General features: G+C 39.5%; 16 protein-coding genes and 1 pseudogene. 11 read left to right on the top strand and 6 right to left on the bottom strand.

Annotated elements, in window-relative coordinates:
- Positions 1-105 precede the first annotated feature (105 nt).
- Positions 106-678, top strand: a complete 573-nt coding sequence (locus ACFSN5_RS05485; RefSeq protein ID WP_004225287.1) for a GrpB family protein — start codon at positions 106-108, stop codon at positions 676-678.
- 294 nt (positions 679-972) lie between these two features.
- Positions 973-1,191 carry a hypothetical protein gene (locus ACFSN5_RS05480; protein WP_165210872.1) on the top strand — a complete coding sequence of 73 codons (219 nt, stop codon included), beginning with the start codon at positions 973-975 and terminating at the stop codon, positions 1,189-1,191.
- Between the two features lie 166 nt (positions 1,192-1,357).
- On the opposite strand, the gene ACFSN5_RS05475 is transcribed toward ACFSN5_RS05480, so the two are convergent.
- From ACFSN5_RS05475 to ACFSN5_RS05455, 5 genes are all read right to left on the bottom strand, one after another.
- Complete coding sequence (locus ACFSN5_RS05475) at positions 1,358-1,861, bottom strand: HdeD family acid-resistance protein (RefSeq protein WP_165210875.1); 504 nt, start codon at positions 1,859-1,861, stop codon at positions 1,358-1,360.
- A 219-nt stretch (positions 1,862-2,080) separates the two neighbouring features.
- Positions 2,081-2,941 carry an aldo/keto reductase gene (locus tag ACFSN5_RS05470; protein WP_165210878.1) on the bottom strand — a complete coding sequence of 287 codons (861 nt, stop codon included), beginning with the start codon at positions 2,939-2,941 and terminating at the stop codon, positions 2,081-2,083.
- A 286-nt stretch (positions 2,942-3,227) separates the two neighbouring features.
- On the bottom strand, positions 3,228-3,812 hold the full coding sequence (locus tag ACFSN5_RS05465) for an NAD(P)H-binding protein (RefSeq protein WP_165210881.1): 585 nt from the start codon (positions 3,810-3,812) through the stop codon (positions 3,228-3,230).
- Positions 3,813-3,826: 14 nt separating this feature from the next.
- Positions 3,827-4,648, bottom strand: coding sequence for an SDR family oxidoreductase (locus tag ACFSN5_RS05460; RefSeq protein WP_165329029.1), 822 nt, complete (start codon positions 4,646-4,648; stop codon positions 3,827-3,829).
- Between the two features lie 124 nt (positions 4,649-4,772).
- The gene (locus tag ACFSN5_RS05455; RefSeq protein ID WP_165210887.1) at positions 4,773-5,150 is read right to left on the bottom strand and encodes a nuclear transport factor 2 family protein; all 378 of its coding nucleotides are present in this window, start codon (positions 5,148-5,150) and stop codon (positions 4,773-4,775) included.
- 215 nt (positions 5,151-5,365) lie between these two features.
- Here ACFSN5_RS05455 and ACFSN5_RS05450 point away from each other — a divergent pair, with 215 nt between their 5' ends.
- The 3 genes from ACFSN5_RS05450 to ACFSN5_RS05440 all read left to right on the top strand — a co-directional run bounded on the left by ACFSN5_RS05450 (position 5,366) and on the right by ACFSN5_RS05440 (position 9,613).
- On the top strand, positions 5,366-6,253 hold the full coding sequence (locus ACFSN5_RS05450) for a LysR family transcriptional regulator (protein WP_165210890.1): 888 nt from the start codon (positions 5,366-5,368) through the stop codon (positions 6,251-6,253).
- Between the two features lie 303 nt (positions 6,254-6,556).
- Positions 6,557-7,909, top strand: a complete 1,353-nt coding sequence (gene gdhA / locus ACFSN5_RS05445) for an NADP-specific glutamate dehydrogenase (protein WP_165210893.1) — start codon at positions 6,557-6,559, stop codon at positions 7,907-7,909.
- Between the two features lie 678 nt (positions 7,910-8,587).
- Positions 8,588-9,613: a YdcF family protein gene (locus ACFSN5_RS05440; RefSeq protein ID WP_165210896.1), complete on the top strand. Its 1,026-nt coding sequence runs from the start codon at positions 8,588-8,590 to the stop codon at positions 9,611-9,613.
- A gap of 688 nt (positions 9,614-10,301) precedes the next feature.
- Here the strand turns inward: ACFSN5_RS05440 and ACFSN5_RS05435 are convergent.
- The gene (locus ACFSN5_RS05435) at positions 10,302-11,291 is read right to left on the bottom strand and encodes a hypothetical protein (RefSeq protein WP_165210899.1); all 990 of its coding nucleotides are present in this window, start codon (positions 11,289-11,291) and stop codon (positions 10,302-10,304) included.
- A gap of 519 nt (positions 11,292-11,810) precedes the next feature.
- Between ACFSN5_RS05435 and ACFSN5_RS05430 the strand changes: the two genes are divergently transcribed.
- The 6 genes and pseudogenes from ACFSN5_RS05430 to guaC all read left to right on the top strand — a co-directional run bounded on the left by ACFSN5_RS05430 (position 11,811) and on the right by guaC (position 16,319).
- Complete coding sequence (locus ACFSN5_RS05430) at positions 11,811-12,263, top strand: LytTR family DNA-binding domain-containing protein (RefSeq protein ID WP_165210902.1); 453 nt, start codon at positions 11,811-11,813, stop codon at positions 12,261-12,263.
- Positions 12,253-12,699 carry a DUF3021 domain-containing protein gene (locus ACFSN5_RS05425; protein WP_165210905.1) on the top strand — a complete coding sequence of 149 codons (447 nt, stop codon included), beginning with the start codon at positions 12,253-12,255 and terminating at the stop codon, positions 12,697-12,699. Before ACFSN5_RS05430 ends, ACFSN5_RS05425 begins: the two co-directional genes overlap by 11 nt.
- Positions 12,674-13,507, top strand: a complete 834-nt coding sequence (locus ACFSN5_RS05420) for an alpha/beta fold hydrolase (protein WP_241154196.1) — start codon at positions 12,674-12,676, stop codon at positions 13,505-13,507. Before ACFSN5_RS05425 ends, ACFSN5_RS05420 begins: the two co-directional genes overlap by 26 nt.
- Before the next feature lie 68 nt (positions 13,508-13,575).
- A pseudogene (locus ACFSN5_RS05415) lies at positions 13,576-13,934 on the top strand (ATP-binding cassette domain-containing protein); the annotation flags it as partial.
- Between the two features lie 71 nt (positions 13,935-14,005).
- Positions 14,006-14,827, top strand: coding sequence for an alpha/beta fold hydrolase (locus ACFSN5_RS05410; RefSeq protein ID WP_165211313.1), 822 nt, complete (start codon positions 14,006-14,008; stop codon positions 14,825-14,827).
- A gap of 508 nt (positions 14,828-15,335) precedes the next feature.
- Positions 15,336-16,319 carry a GMP reductase gene (gene guaC, locus ACFSN5_RS05405; protein ID WP_165210908.1) on the top strand — a complete coding sequence of 328 codons (984 nt, stop codon included), beginning with the start codon at positions 15,336-15,338 and terminating at the stop codon, positions 16,317-16,319.
- Positions 16,320-16,525 lie beyond the last annotated feature (206 nt).

Raw genomic sequence — 16,525 nt, 5'->3', positions numbered from 1 at the left:
CTGCAGGCTAACCTCTTTTGCCCTTTTGAATGAAAGTATTTATGGGAGAAGCGTATCGAGAATGAAAAAAGCACGGAAAGTCTATTTTAAACAAAGGAGTTAACAATGAATGGATTAGAAGATATGAGCTCAGAAGAACTTCGGCAGCTTTTTCCTATCTTTTTGGTAGCCCACAATGATGACTGGACAAATTGGTATGAAGAGGAGAAAAAGAGTATTTTGGACTTACTTGCGGATAAATTTTCTGTCAGCGTTCATCATATTGGCAGCACCGCTATTCCCAAGATTTGGGCTAAAAACATTGTGGATATTTTACTGGAAGCTGATAACAGACAAAGTCTTCAAGAGATTAAGACCATCCTGCTGGCTAACGGTTGGCTTTTTATGAGCAAGACTGAAACTCGCATATCGCTTAAGAAAGGTTACACAACAAGTGGTTTTGCTCCAAGAGTTTTTCATCTGCATCTGCGACTTTTGGGAGATTGTGATGAACTCTATTTTAGAGACTATCTGATTAAACATCCGAAAACGGCTAAAGCTTATGAAGAGTTGAAACTTTCTCTCTGGAAAAAATTCGAACACGACCGTAATAGTTATACGGAGGCTAAAGCAGACTTTATCAGGAAATATACTGAATTAGAAAAGCAAAAGGGTGATAAGAATAGGAAAATCCTATAATACAGCCTACTTTCCTCGGTTTGACAGATAGCCAAACAATTGAAGTGTTAATCATTTGTCAATCCTGCATCGGCCATGATGCAGGATTTTTCATTATGGCTTGAAGCTAGTTTTTCTCAAAGAGAAAAACAAGAAAACCACCAGCTTAGCTGGTGGCTGATAAAGACTTCTAGTTTCCATTTATTATGCGATTGTCAGTTCGCTTTGCGGCTTTGGATGCCAAACAAATAAATCACTCGCAAATGTCTAGAAGAAAATTGCTATGATAAGAATGTAAGGAGGGGAGAGAAGTGCATGATGATTTTGAAAGATAAAGGTCAAGAAGTTATACACCTTTCTGCTAGACAAAGAGACTTTATGACTTCTGAAGCTTTGACACAGGAACTCCAGGCCATTTCATCAGCGGCTTTTTATAGTATGTGTTTCGCACTACCGATCTTTTTTGAATTTTTATATTTTACAAGGCTGAGAATACTTTGTAGTTATGAAGCTAATATTTCTTATTATGATTAGCCAGATTGGATTTGGATATTAAAAGGATGGATTGACCATTGACCAAATTTTTGAAAATATTTTATGATTTGTCTCGCACCGCAAGGTGCGAGACGGACTAAAAGTCACATAATTAAAAAGGTCCGAAATTTTTCGGATCTTTTGTTGTTATTTAATAGTTTACAGTTCAGCGAATCCTAAAGTAGAGCGAGAGAAGGGCAATGCCAATCATCAAGAAGAAGGAAGCGACCATAATGCCAATAATACTGGCCGAAAACAGGGGGCTGCCCAGTAGAATAAGGCCAAATAGGATAGTAAGAACAGCCGAGGAGAGATTGATGGAGTATCTCGGATAGCCAGCCCGACGTAGCTGAACGCCAGTGACTAGGCGCAGCAGTCCAGATAGCAAGACCCAGTAAGCAATGATGGTCATAAAGGCTTTAGTCAAGGAAAAGACAGAGCTGCTCAGAAGTACAAAGCCAAAGACGACAGAAAGCAGACTTTGAATGAGCTGCCAAATGCTACGGTATTGGGGACTGTTCAAATATTCCAAAAAACTAGCAATTCCAGTCACAAAGATAATCAAGGCGATGATCCAGGCAATCGTAGCCACGCTTGTTAGTGGATTAGCAAAGAGAAAGACAGCGTACAGGATTGAAAACACTCCTCCGATTAAAGGAAACCATTTCATAAGTAGACCTCACTTCTATGTTTATCCCTATTATAGTTTAGCAATAAAAGAAAAGCAAAGAGAACCCATCATTATTAATAAAAATAGGGACATGGCAATAGTTCGAGACCATCGCTATGTCCTTTTCTCAGAAGATCTAGTAGTTTATACTCTTTGAAAGTCAAAATAATAAGCCTTCGAGTACACAGCCTAATACATTCGTGGCAAGTTTCTATGTTGTTACTCATTAGCATGAATGTCATAATTGTTGAGTAGCCAATCACCAACGCCCGGTGCGTCTGGGTTGTGAGCAGGTTGATTTTTATCAAGAGCGCGCAGTTCTTCCATTTCTTGGCTTGTCAATTCAAATTCGAAAATATCAAGATTCGATTTGATACGAGCTGGTTTAGTTGATTTTGGCAAGACAAGGATACCTTCTTGGTTCTCAAAGCGAAGGATAATTTGTCCGACATCTTTACCGTATTTTTCAGCCAGCTTTTTGATGACTGGATCAGACAGCAGCTCCTTATTCCCCTGACCAAGTGGTCCCCAAGCCTCGATGAGGACATTATCTTTAGCTAGCAGTTCTCGCAATTCTTTTTGTTGGGCATAGGGGTGCATTTCAACTTGGTTGACAGCAGGCCTAGTTTTAAACTGTGGCACATACTCTTTCCATAGTTTAGGTGTCATATTAGAGACACCGATAGATTTGATTTTGCCAGCAGCCTGAAAATTCTCCAAGGCACGCCAGCCATCTAAGACCTCTCCGTAAGGCTGATGAAGCAGGACCAAATCGATGTAGTCTAAATTAAGCTTTTCTAACGAAGTATTTAAGCCTTTGACGGCTAAATCATAGGCGTAATCCTGCAGCCAGAGCTTGGTAGTCACGAAGATTTCTTCGCGCGGAATGCCAGAGTCCGCAATAGCTTGGCCAACTTCTTTTTCATTCATGTAAGCCTGTGCGGTGTCGATGTGGCGATAGCCCACCGCGAGAGCTTCTTTGACTGCCGTATAAGTCGAGCCGTCCGCAGGGATGCGGAAGACCCCGAAACCAACTGCGGGGATAGTATTGCCGTCGTTAAGTGTAAATGTTTGTACCATGGTTTTTCTCCTTTTTAACAAGATATAAAGCCGTTAAGCGACTCAAAGAAATTTAGGAAACCTGACGAGGAAACACTAAAGATCCTAGGAAAGCGAGTCTAATTTCACAGAGTCGTAGGCGCGTTCAATTAACAAGATACAGCCAGATATCTGTTAGCTAAGTGTTATGCACTTGGTAACAAAGGCTAATGATAAGAGTGAATTGGCTGCTTCTAGTTTTATTTTTTTCAAAATTTGCCAAAAGCTAACTAAATAATATAAGCTATTACTAAACAAGTAATGTACGCTAATCGCGTACAATGCCAAAGTTTGTATTGACAAATCTGCTTGGTTCCAGTGCGACTTCCTTTACAAAATCAGCGATAGCCAGCCGCGAAATATTGTTGGCATAAATGATATCACCTTTGGGAATTAAATCATAAGAGCGGTCGCTTGAATTGTCAAGCCAACCTGGTCGTAAAATTGTGATATCAAGGCCTGAGTTTTCCAAAATATCAGCAGCCTGTCGATAAGGTCTTAGAATTCCTGCAACTTGGCCATTTTGACCAGGTAATTCACCATAAATGCCATAAGATGAAATAAAAATAATGCGCTTGGTCTGTGTTGCCTGCATGGCATTGATGATGGCTGTTACCATTCTTGGCAGATCGCCTGATAAAGCAACGAAAACGAGATCACTGCCAGTAAGGGCTTGTTCTAAGGCAGCTTTATCAAAGACACTGGCTGCGATTTTTATCGTACGAGCGCTATCTGGCAGTTTATTGGCCGACCGAGAAAACAAGGTTAGCTCCGCATCTGTCTCATCTAATAATATTTTTGTTGTGGCACGGCCGAGTGACCCTGTTGCGCCGATGATTGTTACTTGTGTCATTTGATATCCTCTTTCTATCCCATACGGCCATTCTTCATGGCAGCGATGACCCCACCGTCAATAAGAAGGTCTGTTCCTGTAATGAAGCTAGCCTCCTCGCTAAGTAAATAGGCACTCGCAGTGGCAACTTCAGCTGTTGTTCCAACACGTTTAGTGGCCGAATTATCAATCAAAGATTGGTAACCAGTCGGATTTGCTTTCAGTTCGTGACGTGCCAAAGGTGTAATGATGATACCAGGGCTGATACTATTGAGTCGAGCTCCGCGCTCTGCCCAATTTAGACTTTCTGCCTGAACCCTCAGAATATTGCCCTGCTTGGAGATACCATAGGCACCTCCAGGCATATCTTCTTGAATAAAATCCAATTTGCCTAAATCATCTGCTGGTGCTGTCATCAAGGCTTGACGTTGTTCAACTGTCACAAAGTCCGTAAACATGTGTCCAGCCATACTTGAAATGACAAGACCAGAACCACCAGGTGCTATGATTTTTCCGAAAATTTCTAGAGCGATAGCTGTCCCAACCAGATCCACCCGAAGGACATCCGCAAAAGTAGCTTGATTTGGTGAAAGTCCCGCTGTATGGACGTAGTAGTTGATATCGCCTAGTTGTTTGGCCTTATCGGCAAAGGCTTGGATAGAGGCGCATTCACCTGCGTCAACAATGACTGTTTCGACGGTGAAGCCAGCATTCTCCAAATCTTCCTTGGCATTCTCAAGATTTGTTTGATTGATATCTCCTAAAATAAGTGTTTTGCTGGTTGCGATGCGGCGCACAATTTCAAGTCCAATAGCTCCTGTACCTAGCAGGACTACAATATCCTTTGATTTTTTCATATTTATAATTCATTCCTTCCTTATCCTATAGTTTTAATCAATTTTACACGCCCAGCCGGTAAATTTCTGCTCCAGTCATTATAATACTTAGTAACTTAAGAGTGCTAGAGTAAAAAATCCTTTCTCAATAGGTGCTAGCCACTTGCTTGGTAATTTTCCACTGACCGTTCACTTTTTCAAAATACATTTTGGTTTGCAAACGCCAGATTGAAGGCCCTATGCCCCAAACCCGCGCTTTGATACGGCTTTGCCCGATGAGACTGGCGCTGTTTTCCCCGACAGTCACCCCCTTAATGGCCTCCTCCTGCCAGGAGTAGTAGGTCATCTCCCCTGAAGCGATCTGGTCCAGCCACTCGCTCACCGGCTGACGATAACCTGTCATGTGAATCAGTAAGGTACCTGGTTCCAACAGCTTTTCAAGCATATTAATATCCTTGGTCACCATAGCTTGATTGATTTGGCGGTAAAGATTTTTCAAGATTTCATCATCTGTCACAAGCATTACCTCCTTTTGGTTGATGAATTCAGTATAAACCCTTATAATCAAATTATCCAATACTTATTTTTGATTATTAATAAAATTATTTTATAAGGAAAAGAAAGGAGCTAAACACAGGCTGTGTGTGAAGTGAGTTAAAAGTTATTTATCACTGAGATGCAAGTATCTTCGGTTAGTTTTCTATCTTAGCCACGTTCGCTTAATAGCCTATTTTAATTATGAATACCAAACAAATGACTTACCTGATTGAAACGGCTAAAACCCTGAATTTGAGCCGTGCTGCTGAAAATCTCTACATTTCTCAGCCATCCTTATCCTACCAAATCAAGGTTATTGAAGAAGAAGTCGGCTTTGCAATTTTTGATCGTATTGGAAAAAGCATTCGTCTGACGCCTGCTGGAGAAGAATTGGTTGTGTCGCTGCAGCGCATTTCGAGGGAGCTGCAGTTTGCCATTGAGCAGGCACAAAATATGGGGGAACGCTACAAGGATTCGATTAAAATTGGATTTTCAACCCGAACATCCCTCTATTATCTGCCTGAGGCTATCAAAATCTTTGAGAAAAAACAACCATCGGTGCAGATTGTGCCAAAGATTCAGTCACCCGATGATTTCGTCAGTTCCTTCATGCGCAGAGAGCTGGACATGATTTTGCTGCCAAGGGAAGAGGCTGAAAAGTTAGCTGGCGTCAGCCTTCATCCACTTTTTATAAGTCACATCTATCTCTTGTGCCAAAATTCAGATCTGCTCGCTCAGAAAGAAATCATCACAGCTGATGACTTGGCCCACCGTACTTTGCTGGTAAACGGAGGTTCATCGTCAAAACTTCGCCAAGTCCAGCAGCGCGTCTTATCAAGTGTTCCTATTCATTACTATAACAGTCCGACGCATGATTTTACTCTGATCCAAGTCGCAAGTGGCAAAGCCATTTGCCTCTCGCCAGGTTTCCTCAATGATTACTCGGGACAGTTTGCTTGGGTACCATTTGATTGTCCAGAGCAGTTTGACTTTGTCTTAGTGACACATGAGGATAATCGTATCACTAGTGTCAAGGTGCTGATTGACATCTTACAAGATTTATATGATGGGGCGAGAGATCGTTTTTAAGTATTTTAAAGTATCAAAACTTTGCATCGTTTTGAATGCTCCTCTATAATTCATCAGATATAAAAAGGATTTCCTTGAAATTTAGCTAGAAGTCACTTAGAGATAGTGATCATCCCTTTTGAGATTTAATTTTCCACCAGATAAGAAGGGGAGCAGCCTGAGAGTCGTGTTATAAAATCTAACATAAAAATCGAAAAAAATTAAAAAAATTGCACAAAGGCCTTGACAAAATATTCTGAAAATTTGTATAATAGCACACGTAAATAGATTTACGAATTAAATCGTATTGGAGGATTTATAATTATGACAACAGGTAAGCAGTACGTTGATAGTGTCTTCGAAAAGGTAAAAAAGCAAAATAGCCATGAGCCGGAATTCTTGCAAGCGGTAGAAGAAGTTTTCCAATCTTTGGTGCCTGTCTTTGATAAGTATCCTAAATATATTGAAGAAAACCTTTTAGAACGTTTGGTTGAACCTGAACGTATCGTGTCTTTCCGTGTCCCATGGGTTGATGACCAAGGAAAGGTTCAAGTAAACCGTGGTTTCCGCGTGCAATTCTCATCTGCCATTGGTCCTTATAAGGGCGGCTTGCGTTTCCATCCATCGGTGAACCAATCCATTATCAAGTTCCTCGGATTTGAACAAATCTTTAAAAATTCGCTAACTGGTCAGCCTATCGGAGGCGGTAAGGGGGGATCAAATTTTGATCCTAAAGGTAAGTCTGACAATGAAATCATGCGCTTCTGTCAAAGCTTCATGACTGAATTGAGCAAACACATCGGTGCAGATACTGATGTTCCTGCCGGTGATATCGGTGTTGGTGGACGTGAAATTGGCTACCTCTACGGTCAATACAAGCGCCTTCGCAATGAATATACTGGCGTTCTTACTGGTAAAGGCCTGCAATGGGGTGGATCACTCGCTCGTACAGAAGCAACTGGTTATGGAGCTGTTTACTTTGCTGAACAAATGCTCAAGGATCGCGGTGAAACCTTCAAGGGTAAAAAAGCTCTTGTCTCAGGTGCCGGTAATGTTGCTATTTACGCCTGTGAAAAATTGGAAGCTCTCGGTGCTAAGGCTGTGACTGTTTCTGACTCATCAGGTTTCGTCTATGATCCGGATGGTATTGATGTGGCTCTCTTGAAAGAAATCAAGGAAGTTAAGCGTGAACGTATCGTTAAATACGCTGATGCTCGTCCAAATGCCACGTTCACACCAGCTGGTGGTGACAAGACTGTTTGGTCTATAAAAGCGGATTTGGCCTTCCCATGTGCTACTCAAAATGAATTGAGTGAGACAGACGCTGAAACGCTTGTGAAGAATGGTGTTATCGCCGTTTCTGAAGGGGCAAATATGCCGTCAACGCTTGGCGCTATTGATGTCTTCCTTAAAGCAGGTGTAGCCTTTGGCCCTGCTAAGGCTGCCAATGCTGGTGGTGTTGCTGTATCAGCACTTGAAATGGCACAAAATAGCCAACGGACATCATGGTCATTTGAAGAAGTTGACTCTAAACTCTATGACATCATGAAAGGTATCTACGAAAATTCAGCAGCAGCAGCTAAAGAATTCGGTCATGAAGGCAATCTCGTTGTTGGTGCTAATATCGCTGGCTTCCTCAAAGTCGCTGAAGCAATGTCTGCTCAAGGGATTGTTTAGTCCAACACGTATGGCAAAGATCTCACTGTGATCTAATGCACGATCGATATTTTTCAATAGATTAGGCTCGGAATATCTTTTTCCGAGCCTTTTTCTTGCTCAAGTTCATGTATTGTATTTTAAAGGGAAGCTAAAATTCGGGTACAAAGGATACTAAGAAAACGAGCAGAAAATTAGGCCATTTGGCGAGGGATAGCAAGTCCTGAGAAAGCTTATCAATTTTCACAGAAACATAGACAGGTGCAAACTAGGCCATTGAGTGATCCAAAGGTTGAGGAAATCTTTAGAGGTCTGTGTGTTATTTAAGGAACTTAACGTAATAGAGTTACTAAAGACTCAGGAAAAGTGAGTTACAGTGGTCAATTGGCAGTACCTATCACTTTGTGATAGCGTCCAACCTTAATCAACTTTGCAGAGGGGCTACTACGAAATTGGCTTTTCGAGCATCAATTTTTCTGTACTTCCCTTTAAATTTACAGCATCGTAGGCGAATTGCATGACAGCGTCTATCGTTTCGATGTTCAAAGACTATTATTATCTTAATGTGTCCTGATAGTTACTCTAAAACATGATGGTTAGGAACTCTGATTTTTGTAATAACCATCAGGCGTTTATGGTATAATTCTTTTAGTAGTTATACATATTCAATTTTATGCAAGAAAAAGATAAGGGGAAACTATGACCTTGTATGCGCTGACTGCAGTTGTTGTCATTTGGTTTATCATTTCGTTTAAAATAGATCGGCGAAAGTTATCAAATGCCTTCTTGTTTTTATTTTCATTAGGCTTGTTATTTCTCAGTTTTGCTTATTTTGCCTACGAACGCCAGTGGGAAACGATTCATGGCCTTTTTATCTTGTTTGTATATGGCTTTATCCCAGTCAGTTTGATGATATTTGCGACTTACATGATTATCAATGGTATCCTTATTTTGAGAAAAGAGCGCAAAAGCCTAGCCAATAGTTTGTCTATTTTCTTTGGAATAGGGATTTTATTTTATTTAGCGATGACGATCTTATATGTGCGCTATTGGTTTAGGCTCTATGTTCAAAATAGTATGCAGGGCTATATTGCTCAATATAGTTATATTATCCTTAGTTTCTTCTTTATTGTTTTTCTCTTTATCTTTTTTGCTTTCTTGGCTTACTCTATTTTGTATTTGACTTTACCTAAGAATAAAGATTACGATTATATCATTATTCATGGGTCGGGCTTGATAGAGGGGGATAAGGTTCCTCCATTATTGGCTTCAAGGATAGATAAAGCAATAGGGGCTTATCGTGCAGCGACCAAGGACGATGTTCGCATCATTGCCAGCGGGGGACAAGGACGTGATGAAATAATTTCTGAGGCGAGAGCAATTGCTGATTATCTAATAGCGAAAGGGATTAAAGAAGACCGTATCATATTAGAAGAGCAATCGACTTCAACTTATGAAAATTTAAAATTTTCGCAAGAACTTACAAGAGGGCAAAAGGAAAATCCTAAATACCTCTTTGTCAGTAATAACTACCATGTCTTTCGTGCGACCCTGTACGCTAGACGGCTCCACATGGATGGTGAGGGGGTTGGAGCTAAAACGGCCGGTTACTATATTCCCAGCGCCTTTTTGCGAGAATACCTTGCCATTTTGAATAAGATAAAGGGAATATTGATTGTGATTTCGGTAGTTTTTCTCCTGTTAGTCTACTTTTCATTAAAATAAGAGTTTGTGATGACCATTACAATAGGTATCGTTGAAGATGTTTAGATTTGGTCAATTTTGTCCAAGGCCACTTAATAAGATATGACTTTGAAATAGTTCTCTATGAGGTTTTTAGGTCTATTGACCAATTTATTGATGCTCAGCAGCCGGACCTTATTTTGCTGGATATTATATTCCTTATTATGATGGTTTTTACTGGTGCTCTGAAATTAGGAACAATACTACAGTCCCAACTATCTTTATATCTGCCGGAACAAAAGAATACGACCAGATAAGAGCGTTATAAATGGTAGTGATGACTATATTACCAATCCATTTTCCTAGAGCTTACTGTTGACAAAGGTCAATTCGAATCTGAGAAAGAGCCTACGGTAATATGCTAATAAAGAAACTGGAGAGATCTTAAAAAATAGATTGAAGAGAAAAGTCCGTTTTGGACACAATTCTTCGATCTATTTTCTTTTTTAAGACTGCTCGATAAAAACTCCTATGAGCATTGGTAATATCAATACTTATAGGAGTGCAAGCTGTCCAGAGATTTTTGCGATAAATAAGAGACTAAGGAAGGATGATCACTGCGGCATTAGAAATTCCGTCTGGCTTTTCAAAATGCTGTCTCTATACCATCTGTGATATGGTCAATAAGGAAAGAGAGAGAATCATTAACGAAATGGGACAAAGGCCTTCATTATTTTTGGCTTTGCTTTTCCCTTTCTTCTTGTTTGGTAATACCGTGGTGACTCGGTTCGTTTTTTCTCATATAGTCTAATTTAAAAGTATGAGCTTGGGCGATAGACTTTTCTATAGCATTTTCAAATTTATCCTTATCTTTTGCAGGATAGTAGACATTAGCAGTGACAATATTGTAGCCTACTTTAAAGAGATAGATAGCCTCAATAACATCACCGTCAGCATAAGACATCGTTTGCTGGTAGATATAGACAGTTCGGCCACGAAGTGTCAGAGAATCATAAGTAATAGTTCCATGCGTCAGATTAAGGGCATTCCCAACATTGTCTAAATTTCTGTTAAATTGTATGTCCTCTTGTCTCTCTAGTTCATGGGCAAAATCGTACTGGGACTTATCTATTTTCGCAAACCGCTTAGCCTCCTTTGAAGCAGCATAATCTCCTGCAGTCTTATATTGTCCGCCAAAAGCCGCAATTTCAAAAAAGATGAAAGCGCCCGAATTGTCTTTGCTATTGAGAATCAGACCGTATTTACCGCCAAAATCAATAGGGGCCTGTCGATCTTTATAAGTTTGTTGCCATTGCTTAGGAATCGGGACAGCAACATCAGTGCCTGGGAGCCAAGACTCATTGGCCTTTAGCTCTTGCGGTTTGGTTTTCTGATAGGTATCAGCCCAGTCAATCAGGGAGCTTTGTTGCTGCTCCTTAGTTGAGGTTCCTGTGGAAGAATTCATGGCCTTGCGATAACTATTTTCTTTAAAAATAAAGAAGAGAGGATCTTGATATTTTCGGACGGCAGCCATATAGTCAATTTCTGCTTCAGTATAAGGCGCGTGCTTATTAATAAGAGCCCTGTAGTAGTCTGACGTATTGTCTTCACGCCAGGAGACTAAGACAGCATAGCCCACCGTAGATAGCAGAGCTATCAGTGATATCCCTAAAATCCCTAGAATAAAACGACCAATTTTAGATTTAAAAAATTTTTTCATAATAGCTTCCTCGCTAAATGTCATTAGAGTAATAGTTGGGGGAGCATCATTAATATGACAGGAGTGGTTATTAAGCAAGAGGGCAGCTATCCAGGTCTCTGACGGACTAAAATGATTCAATAATTTTTTAATGACAGAAATGGAAAGAATTCTCCAGCTCATTTATTTTTATAGGGAAAGCGCTTACCTACCTTAATTATACCATAAAATACTTTAAAGTAGTGATTAAATTTGGTCCTTACAATCTATCCAAACCTTTTGTGCTGCCTGCACTTCATCGCCTTGGCTGTTCCTTGCTTTTCTGTGAGTATTAGTGGCTAGCAGTTGTAGAACAAATAAGTAGGAGTGATTTTTTCTAGCTAGTTTTAAATGAGCGGGCTCCTGTTTCTGGCTGTCATTACGGTAAAAACAGCGGCAAAAGAAGAACGATTGCATCTTGAATGAGATTTTTGCACCTTAATTAAAAGAGGGAGTTGCACTCCCAAATTTCTGTTATAATGACCGCAAAGGAGAAAAGCAGTGAAGTTACGATTAGAACACATTTCCGATGGCCAAGAAGAAGTTATCGTACGTTATCGAACAATGACTCCGACTATTCAGGCTATCAGTAACTTAGTCACCCAAGGGCAGGAGAAAATCCTTGGCAGAAATGAGCAAGGTGAGCGCTATCTCGCCTTGGATGATATCCTGTATTTTGAGAGTATTGACGGTAAGACTTTTGCCTACACGCAAAAAAAAGTCTACCAAGTCGCCTGCACTCTCAAAGACTTAGTCAGCAATTATGCTTTTAAGGGCTTCTTTCGCTGTACCAAGGCTATGGTGGTCAATATCTACCAGATTCAGTCCTTCAAAAGTCAGGCTTATGGCCGAATCGAAGCCACTCTGGACAATGGTGAACGTGTCCTTATCTCACGTAAATACGCCAATAAACTCAGACAGGTCTTGCAGGAGGGAATTAAAGATGAAGACTAAGTGGTGGGAACGTTTCTTAAGTCAGGAAATTGCCAATGAATATAAGACAGCCATCTATTGCTTTTGTGTTTATTTTTTCTATGCTGTCTACCAGCTTTTGCAAGGAAGAACAACAGCCAATATCTATTATTTAATCGAAATGGTTATTGCGGCTTATGTTATCACTCAGATTCAGGTTTTCCTGTTTAAAAATTTTGATGAAGCCGATAGATTAGCGAGAAGAGAGTTATTAGGCTTAATTGTTTGTTCCTGCCTCTATGGCCTTGTTGGGCAATGGCTGAGCTGGTTTGATGGCAATCTTCTAGCAGCTGCTTGTTTTGTCATCTATGTGATGCTGGAATACTTGACTATTTTTATTGCCAACAAAATCAAGCGTAACATTGACAGCAAGAAGCTAAATAAATTGTTGGATGATTATAAGAATCAAAGAAAGTGACAAGTGGAATATTATGTCAGAGATAAAATTAATGAAATTAAATAATGACGAGATGTATTACAGTGATACTGGGGAAGGTATCGCCCTAGTTTTTTTACATGGTCTTGGCTGCGATGGACGAATGTTTTTACAGCAAATTCTAGCTTTTCAGCATCAATATAGAGTAATTTGCCCTGATTTATTGGGAAACGGAAAATCCTCTATTTTAAAAGTCCCTGTTAAGCAAGTGATTGAAAAGCAGGCTGCTGCTGTGATCGCTTTACTGGATGAACTTAACATTAAAGAGGCAGTATTTTGTGGAACGTCATATGGTGGGATTGTCTGTCAGCATATTGCAGTCAACTATCCAAATTATGTTAAAGGATTGGTTTTAACTGATACATTTTCTGATACGACTATTCATAACATCAAGGAATTTCTTAATAAAATGGCTATAAGTGCTAGTTTATGGCTCTATTATTGTCGCGGTCTTCTTAAATGGTCGGTAAAATCACAGTATAAGGGATTTCCAGAAGCACAAAGTTATATGGAGACCATTATGGGAAACCTACGCAGTCGGGAAGTGGTTTTACAGCGCAGGGCTATTAACCAAATTAATTATACTGAGAAGATTGGTCAGTTAAAAATACCTATCTTGTTGTTGGTGGGGGGCCGTTATAATCTTTTGATCGACTATATGAAGAGAATTCATCAAGTTATGCCATCCAGCCAAATTAAAGTTATTGAAGATTCCTTTGATCCGTCTAATATGCTCAAGCCTGATAAGTATAATCAACTATTATTGGAATTCTTGAACACTTCTATTTAAGGAAAGGAAGTAATCATATAGAAGCTGTTATTGATATCAAGCATTTGCGCAAATACTATAGCAGACGCATGGGTGCAGAAGATGTTTAGCTGTCTGTTGAGAAGAGGGAAATCTTTGGTTTTCTGGGTTCCAATGGTGCCGGCAAGTCAACGACTATTCGCTGTTTGCTGGGACTGATTAAGCCAAGCGGCGGCGAGATGACGCTCTTTGGCGGTAAATATGGGACTTTGTAAAAAATCTCAAACATATCGGTTATATGCCGTCAGAAGCCATGTTTTATCCTAATATGAAAGTCAAAGATGTCATTGCTTTTGCGGTTAAATCTAGAAAAAAAGACTGTTCGCAAGAAGCGGACAAGCTTTGTCGGCTTTTAGAGGTACCACTGGAGAAGAAAATTGAAGATCTCTCGCTGGGCAATCGTAAAAAAGAAGGAAATAGAAAAACATATAATGATCAAATAGAAATAACTAATAAATTTGAATTTGTAAGGAGGTAATGATGCTTAGAAAAAAATATGAAACTTCATCAGGAACAATTCATTATTGGATAAATGATTTTGATAAAACTAAAAAAACGGCCCTTATATTTTTACCCGGACTGACTGCTGACCATAGATTATTTGAGAAGCAGATAAATTATTTTAAGGATAAGTTCAGACTATTGGTTTGGGATGCTCCGGGTCATGCTTCATCCTATCCTTTTAAACTCGATTTTGACTTGTTTGATAAGGCAAAATGGTTAGATGAAATATTGATAAAAGAGGGGATTGAAAAACCTGTTTTAATCGGTCAGTCAATGGGAGGCTATTTAGGTCAGGTTTATGCGGAGCTGTTCCCGGATAAGCTTAAGGGACTTGTTATGATTGATACCCCGCCTCTTCAAAGAAAATACTATACAGCTATAGAATTATGGCTATTAAAAATAGTGGAGCCGATTTATAAAATATATCCTTGGAAAGCTCTTTTAAAAGCAGGACCAAAAGGCGCTTCGACAACTGAATATGGAAGAAAATTGATGCTTGACATGATGATGGTTTACGATGGAGATCAGAAAAGATATTCTCATCTTTCAGGACATGGCTATAAAATGATAGCAAAAGCAGTAGAAAAAGATTTGCCCTATGAAATAAAATGTCCGCATATGATAATATGCGGGAAAGAGGATCGGGCAGGCTCTTGTATACGATGTTTAAAGAAATATGAGAAATGTACTAATAAACCTGTTGAATGGATTGATCATGCCGGGCATAATTCCAATACCGATCAAGCGGAAATTGTAAATAAGTTGATCGGTGAGTTTATAGATAAATATGTTATATAAGGCCTTGTTTGTTCATTTCAAATTGGTATGTCTTCGAAAACTTGTCCTATTTGTAGAACATGCCTTTTAAAGACTACACCACGCCAAGTGTTCTTGTCGCAGATAAGAGCTGACAAGTTTTAATAAGGCCACTACAATAGAAAAGGGGCTTTTCAATTTTTAAAGCGAACTTACGATGCGTGTTGATGGAGCAATTCTTTTAATTAAGTAAATTTCTCTATAAATCATTAGTGACAGCTGTCTTATTGCTTTGCATTTTGGTATAAAATGGATTGTAAAGTGTAAAAACCGAACATTATATTTTAATATAGTTATCTTTTTGGACAAAATCAATATATTATTATAATATAATCGCGGAAAGGTAAGAATTTACCTAGCGATGCTCTGATAACAGTGCTAGTTTTCAGAGTTATAGGAAGGTCATCATATTAATGCCAGAGGCTGAAGATGACTTTTCTGATACACAGAAAATCCTCTATCAGTGTTCATGGCTGAAAGAGGATTTTTTATGCTTAATGATTTCCCAGTTTTTGATTATGAAGACATTCAGCTGATTCCCAATAAGTGTACTATTGATAGCCGGTCGGAGGTTGATACAGCAGTAACTTTAGGTCGTTATAGTTTTAAATTACCGGTCGTTCCCGCGAATATGCAAACAATTATTGATGCGGACGTTGCTGAATTGCTAGCTAAAGAAGGGTATTTCTATATTATGCATCGTTTTGATGAAGCGTCACGTAAACCTTTTATCGCACGCATGCATGAGCAAGGCCTCATCGCCTCAATATCAATTGGGGTTAAGGATTCTGAGTATGATTTCGTGACAAGTTTGAAAGATAATGTCCCTGAGTTCATTACTATTGATATTGCCCACGGTCATGCTGACAGTGTGATTAGGATGATTCGGCACATCAAGACTGAATTACCGGATACGTTTGTTATCGCAGGGAATGTTGGTACTCCTGAAGCTGTGCGTGAATTGGAAAATGCTGGTGCCGATGCTACTAAAGTTGGTATTGGTCCTGGAAAGGTCTGTATTACAAAAGTTAAAACGGGATTTGGAACAGGTGGCTGGCAGTTGGCCGCCCTTCGTTGGTGCGCAAAAGCTGCTCGTAAGCCTATTATAGCTGATGGTGGAATCCGCACGCATGGTGATATCGCTAAGTCAATTCGCTTCGGAGCAACAATGGTTATGATCGGATCGCTGTTTGCCGGTCATATCGAAAGTCCCGGGAAATTGGTAGAAGTGGACGGAGAAACGTTCAAAGAATATTATGGGTCGGCTTCGGAATACCAAAAGGGTGAGCGCAAAAACATTGAGGGTAAGAAAATTCTCCTTCCAACTAAGGGCTATCTCAAAGATACCTTAGCCGAAATGGAACAAGATTTGCAGAGTTCAATTTCTTATGCTGGCGGACGTGATCTTAAAAGTTTGACACGTGTTAATTATGTCGTGGTAAAAAATTCTATTTGGAACGGAGACAGAATATAAGAACACCCAAAATGATAACTAAATGTCATTGATGTTCTTCCATCAGAAAATGAGCAAATACTTTAAAATGATATACTTTGAAGTATAAAACAATTTAAGCCAAAAGTAAGATATAAGGGAAAAACAGGGAGAGAAGTGCATTTCTGACCTTATATCTTAATCGCAGATTAAAAAATTAAGAAAAATTAGAAAATTATTGAAATATA

Origin of the sequence: Streptococcus tangpeifui (assembly GCF_044503215.1) — a bacterium.
Classification (GTDB): domain Bacteria; phylum Bacillota; class Bacilli; order Lactobacillales; family Streptococcaceae; genus Streptococcus; species Streptococcus tangpeifui.
The sequence above is the reverse complement of the archived record's forward strand: the minus strand, read 5'-3'. Positions and strand labels throughout refer to the sequence as shown.

What these genes read in the sequence shown, in the direction of transcription:
- ACFSN5_RS05485 (WP_004225287.1), top strand. Translation starts at nt 106, where the DNA reads ATGAATGGATTAGAAGATATGAGCTCAGAAGAACTTCGGCAGCTTTTT.
- ACFSN5_RS05480 (WP_165210872.1), top strand. Translation starts at nt 973, where the DNA reads ATGATGATTTTGAAAGATAAAGGTCAAGAAGTTATACACCTTTCTGCT.
- ACFSN5_RS05475 (WP_165210875.1), bottom strand. Translation starts at nt 1,861, where the DNA reads ATGAAATGGTTTCCTTTAATCGGAGGAGTGTTTTCAATCCTGTACGCT.
- ACFSN5_RS05470 (WP_165210878.1), bottom strand. Translation starts at nt 2,941, where the DNA reads ATGGTACAAACATTTACACTTAACGACGGCAATACTATCCCCGCAGTT.
- ACFSN5_RS05465 (WP_165210881.1), bottom strand. Translation starts at nt 3,812, where the DNA reads ATGACACAAGTAACAATCATCGGCGCAACAGGGTCACTCGGCCGTGCC.
- ACFSN5_RS05460 (WP_165329029.1), bottom strand. Translation starts at nt 4,648, where the DNA reads ATGAAAAAATCAAAGGATATTGTAGTCCTGCTAGGTACAGGAGCTATT.
- ACFSN5_RS05455 (WP_165210887.1), bottom strand. Translation starts at nt 5,150, where the DNA reads ATGCTTGTGACAGATGATGAAATCTTGAAAAATCTTTACCGCCAAATC.
- ACFSN5_RS05450 (WP_165210890.1), top strand. Translation starts at nt 5,366, where the DNA reads ATGAATACCAAACAAATGACTTACCTGATTGAAACGGCTAAAACCCTG.
- gdhA (WP_165210893.1), top strand. Translation starts at nt 6,557, where the DNA reads ATGACAACAGGTAAGCAGTACGTTGATAGTGTCTTCGAAAAGGTAAAA.
- ACFSN5_RS05440 (WP_165210896.1), top strand. Translation starts at nt 8,588, where the DNA reads ATGACCTTGTATGCGCTGACTGCAGTTGTTGTCATTTGGTTTATCATT.
- ACFSN5_RS05435 (WP_165210899.1), bottom strand. Translation starts at nt 11,291, where the DNA reads ATGAAAAAATTTTTTAAATCTAAAATTGGTCGTTTTATTCTAGGGATT.
- ACFSN5_RS05425 (WP_165210905.1), top strand. Translation starts at nt 12,253, where the DNA reads ATGAAGACTAAGTGGTGGGAACGTTTCTTAAGTCAGGAAATTGCCAAT.
- ACFSN5_RS05420 (WP_241154196.1), top strand. Translation starts at nt 12,674, where the DNA reads ATGATTATAAGAATCAAAGAAAGTGACAAGTGGAATATTATGTCAGAG.
- ACFSN5_RS05410 (WP_165211313.1), top strand. Translation starts at nt 14,006, where the DNA reads ATGCTTAGAAAAAAATATGAAACTTCATCAGGAACAATTCATTATTGG.
- guaC (WP_165210908.1), top strand. Translation starts at nt 15,336, where the DNA reads ATGCTTAATGATTTCCCAGTTTTTGATTATGAAGACATTCAGCTGATT.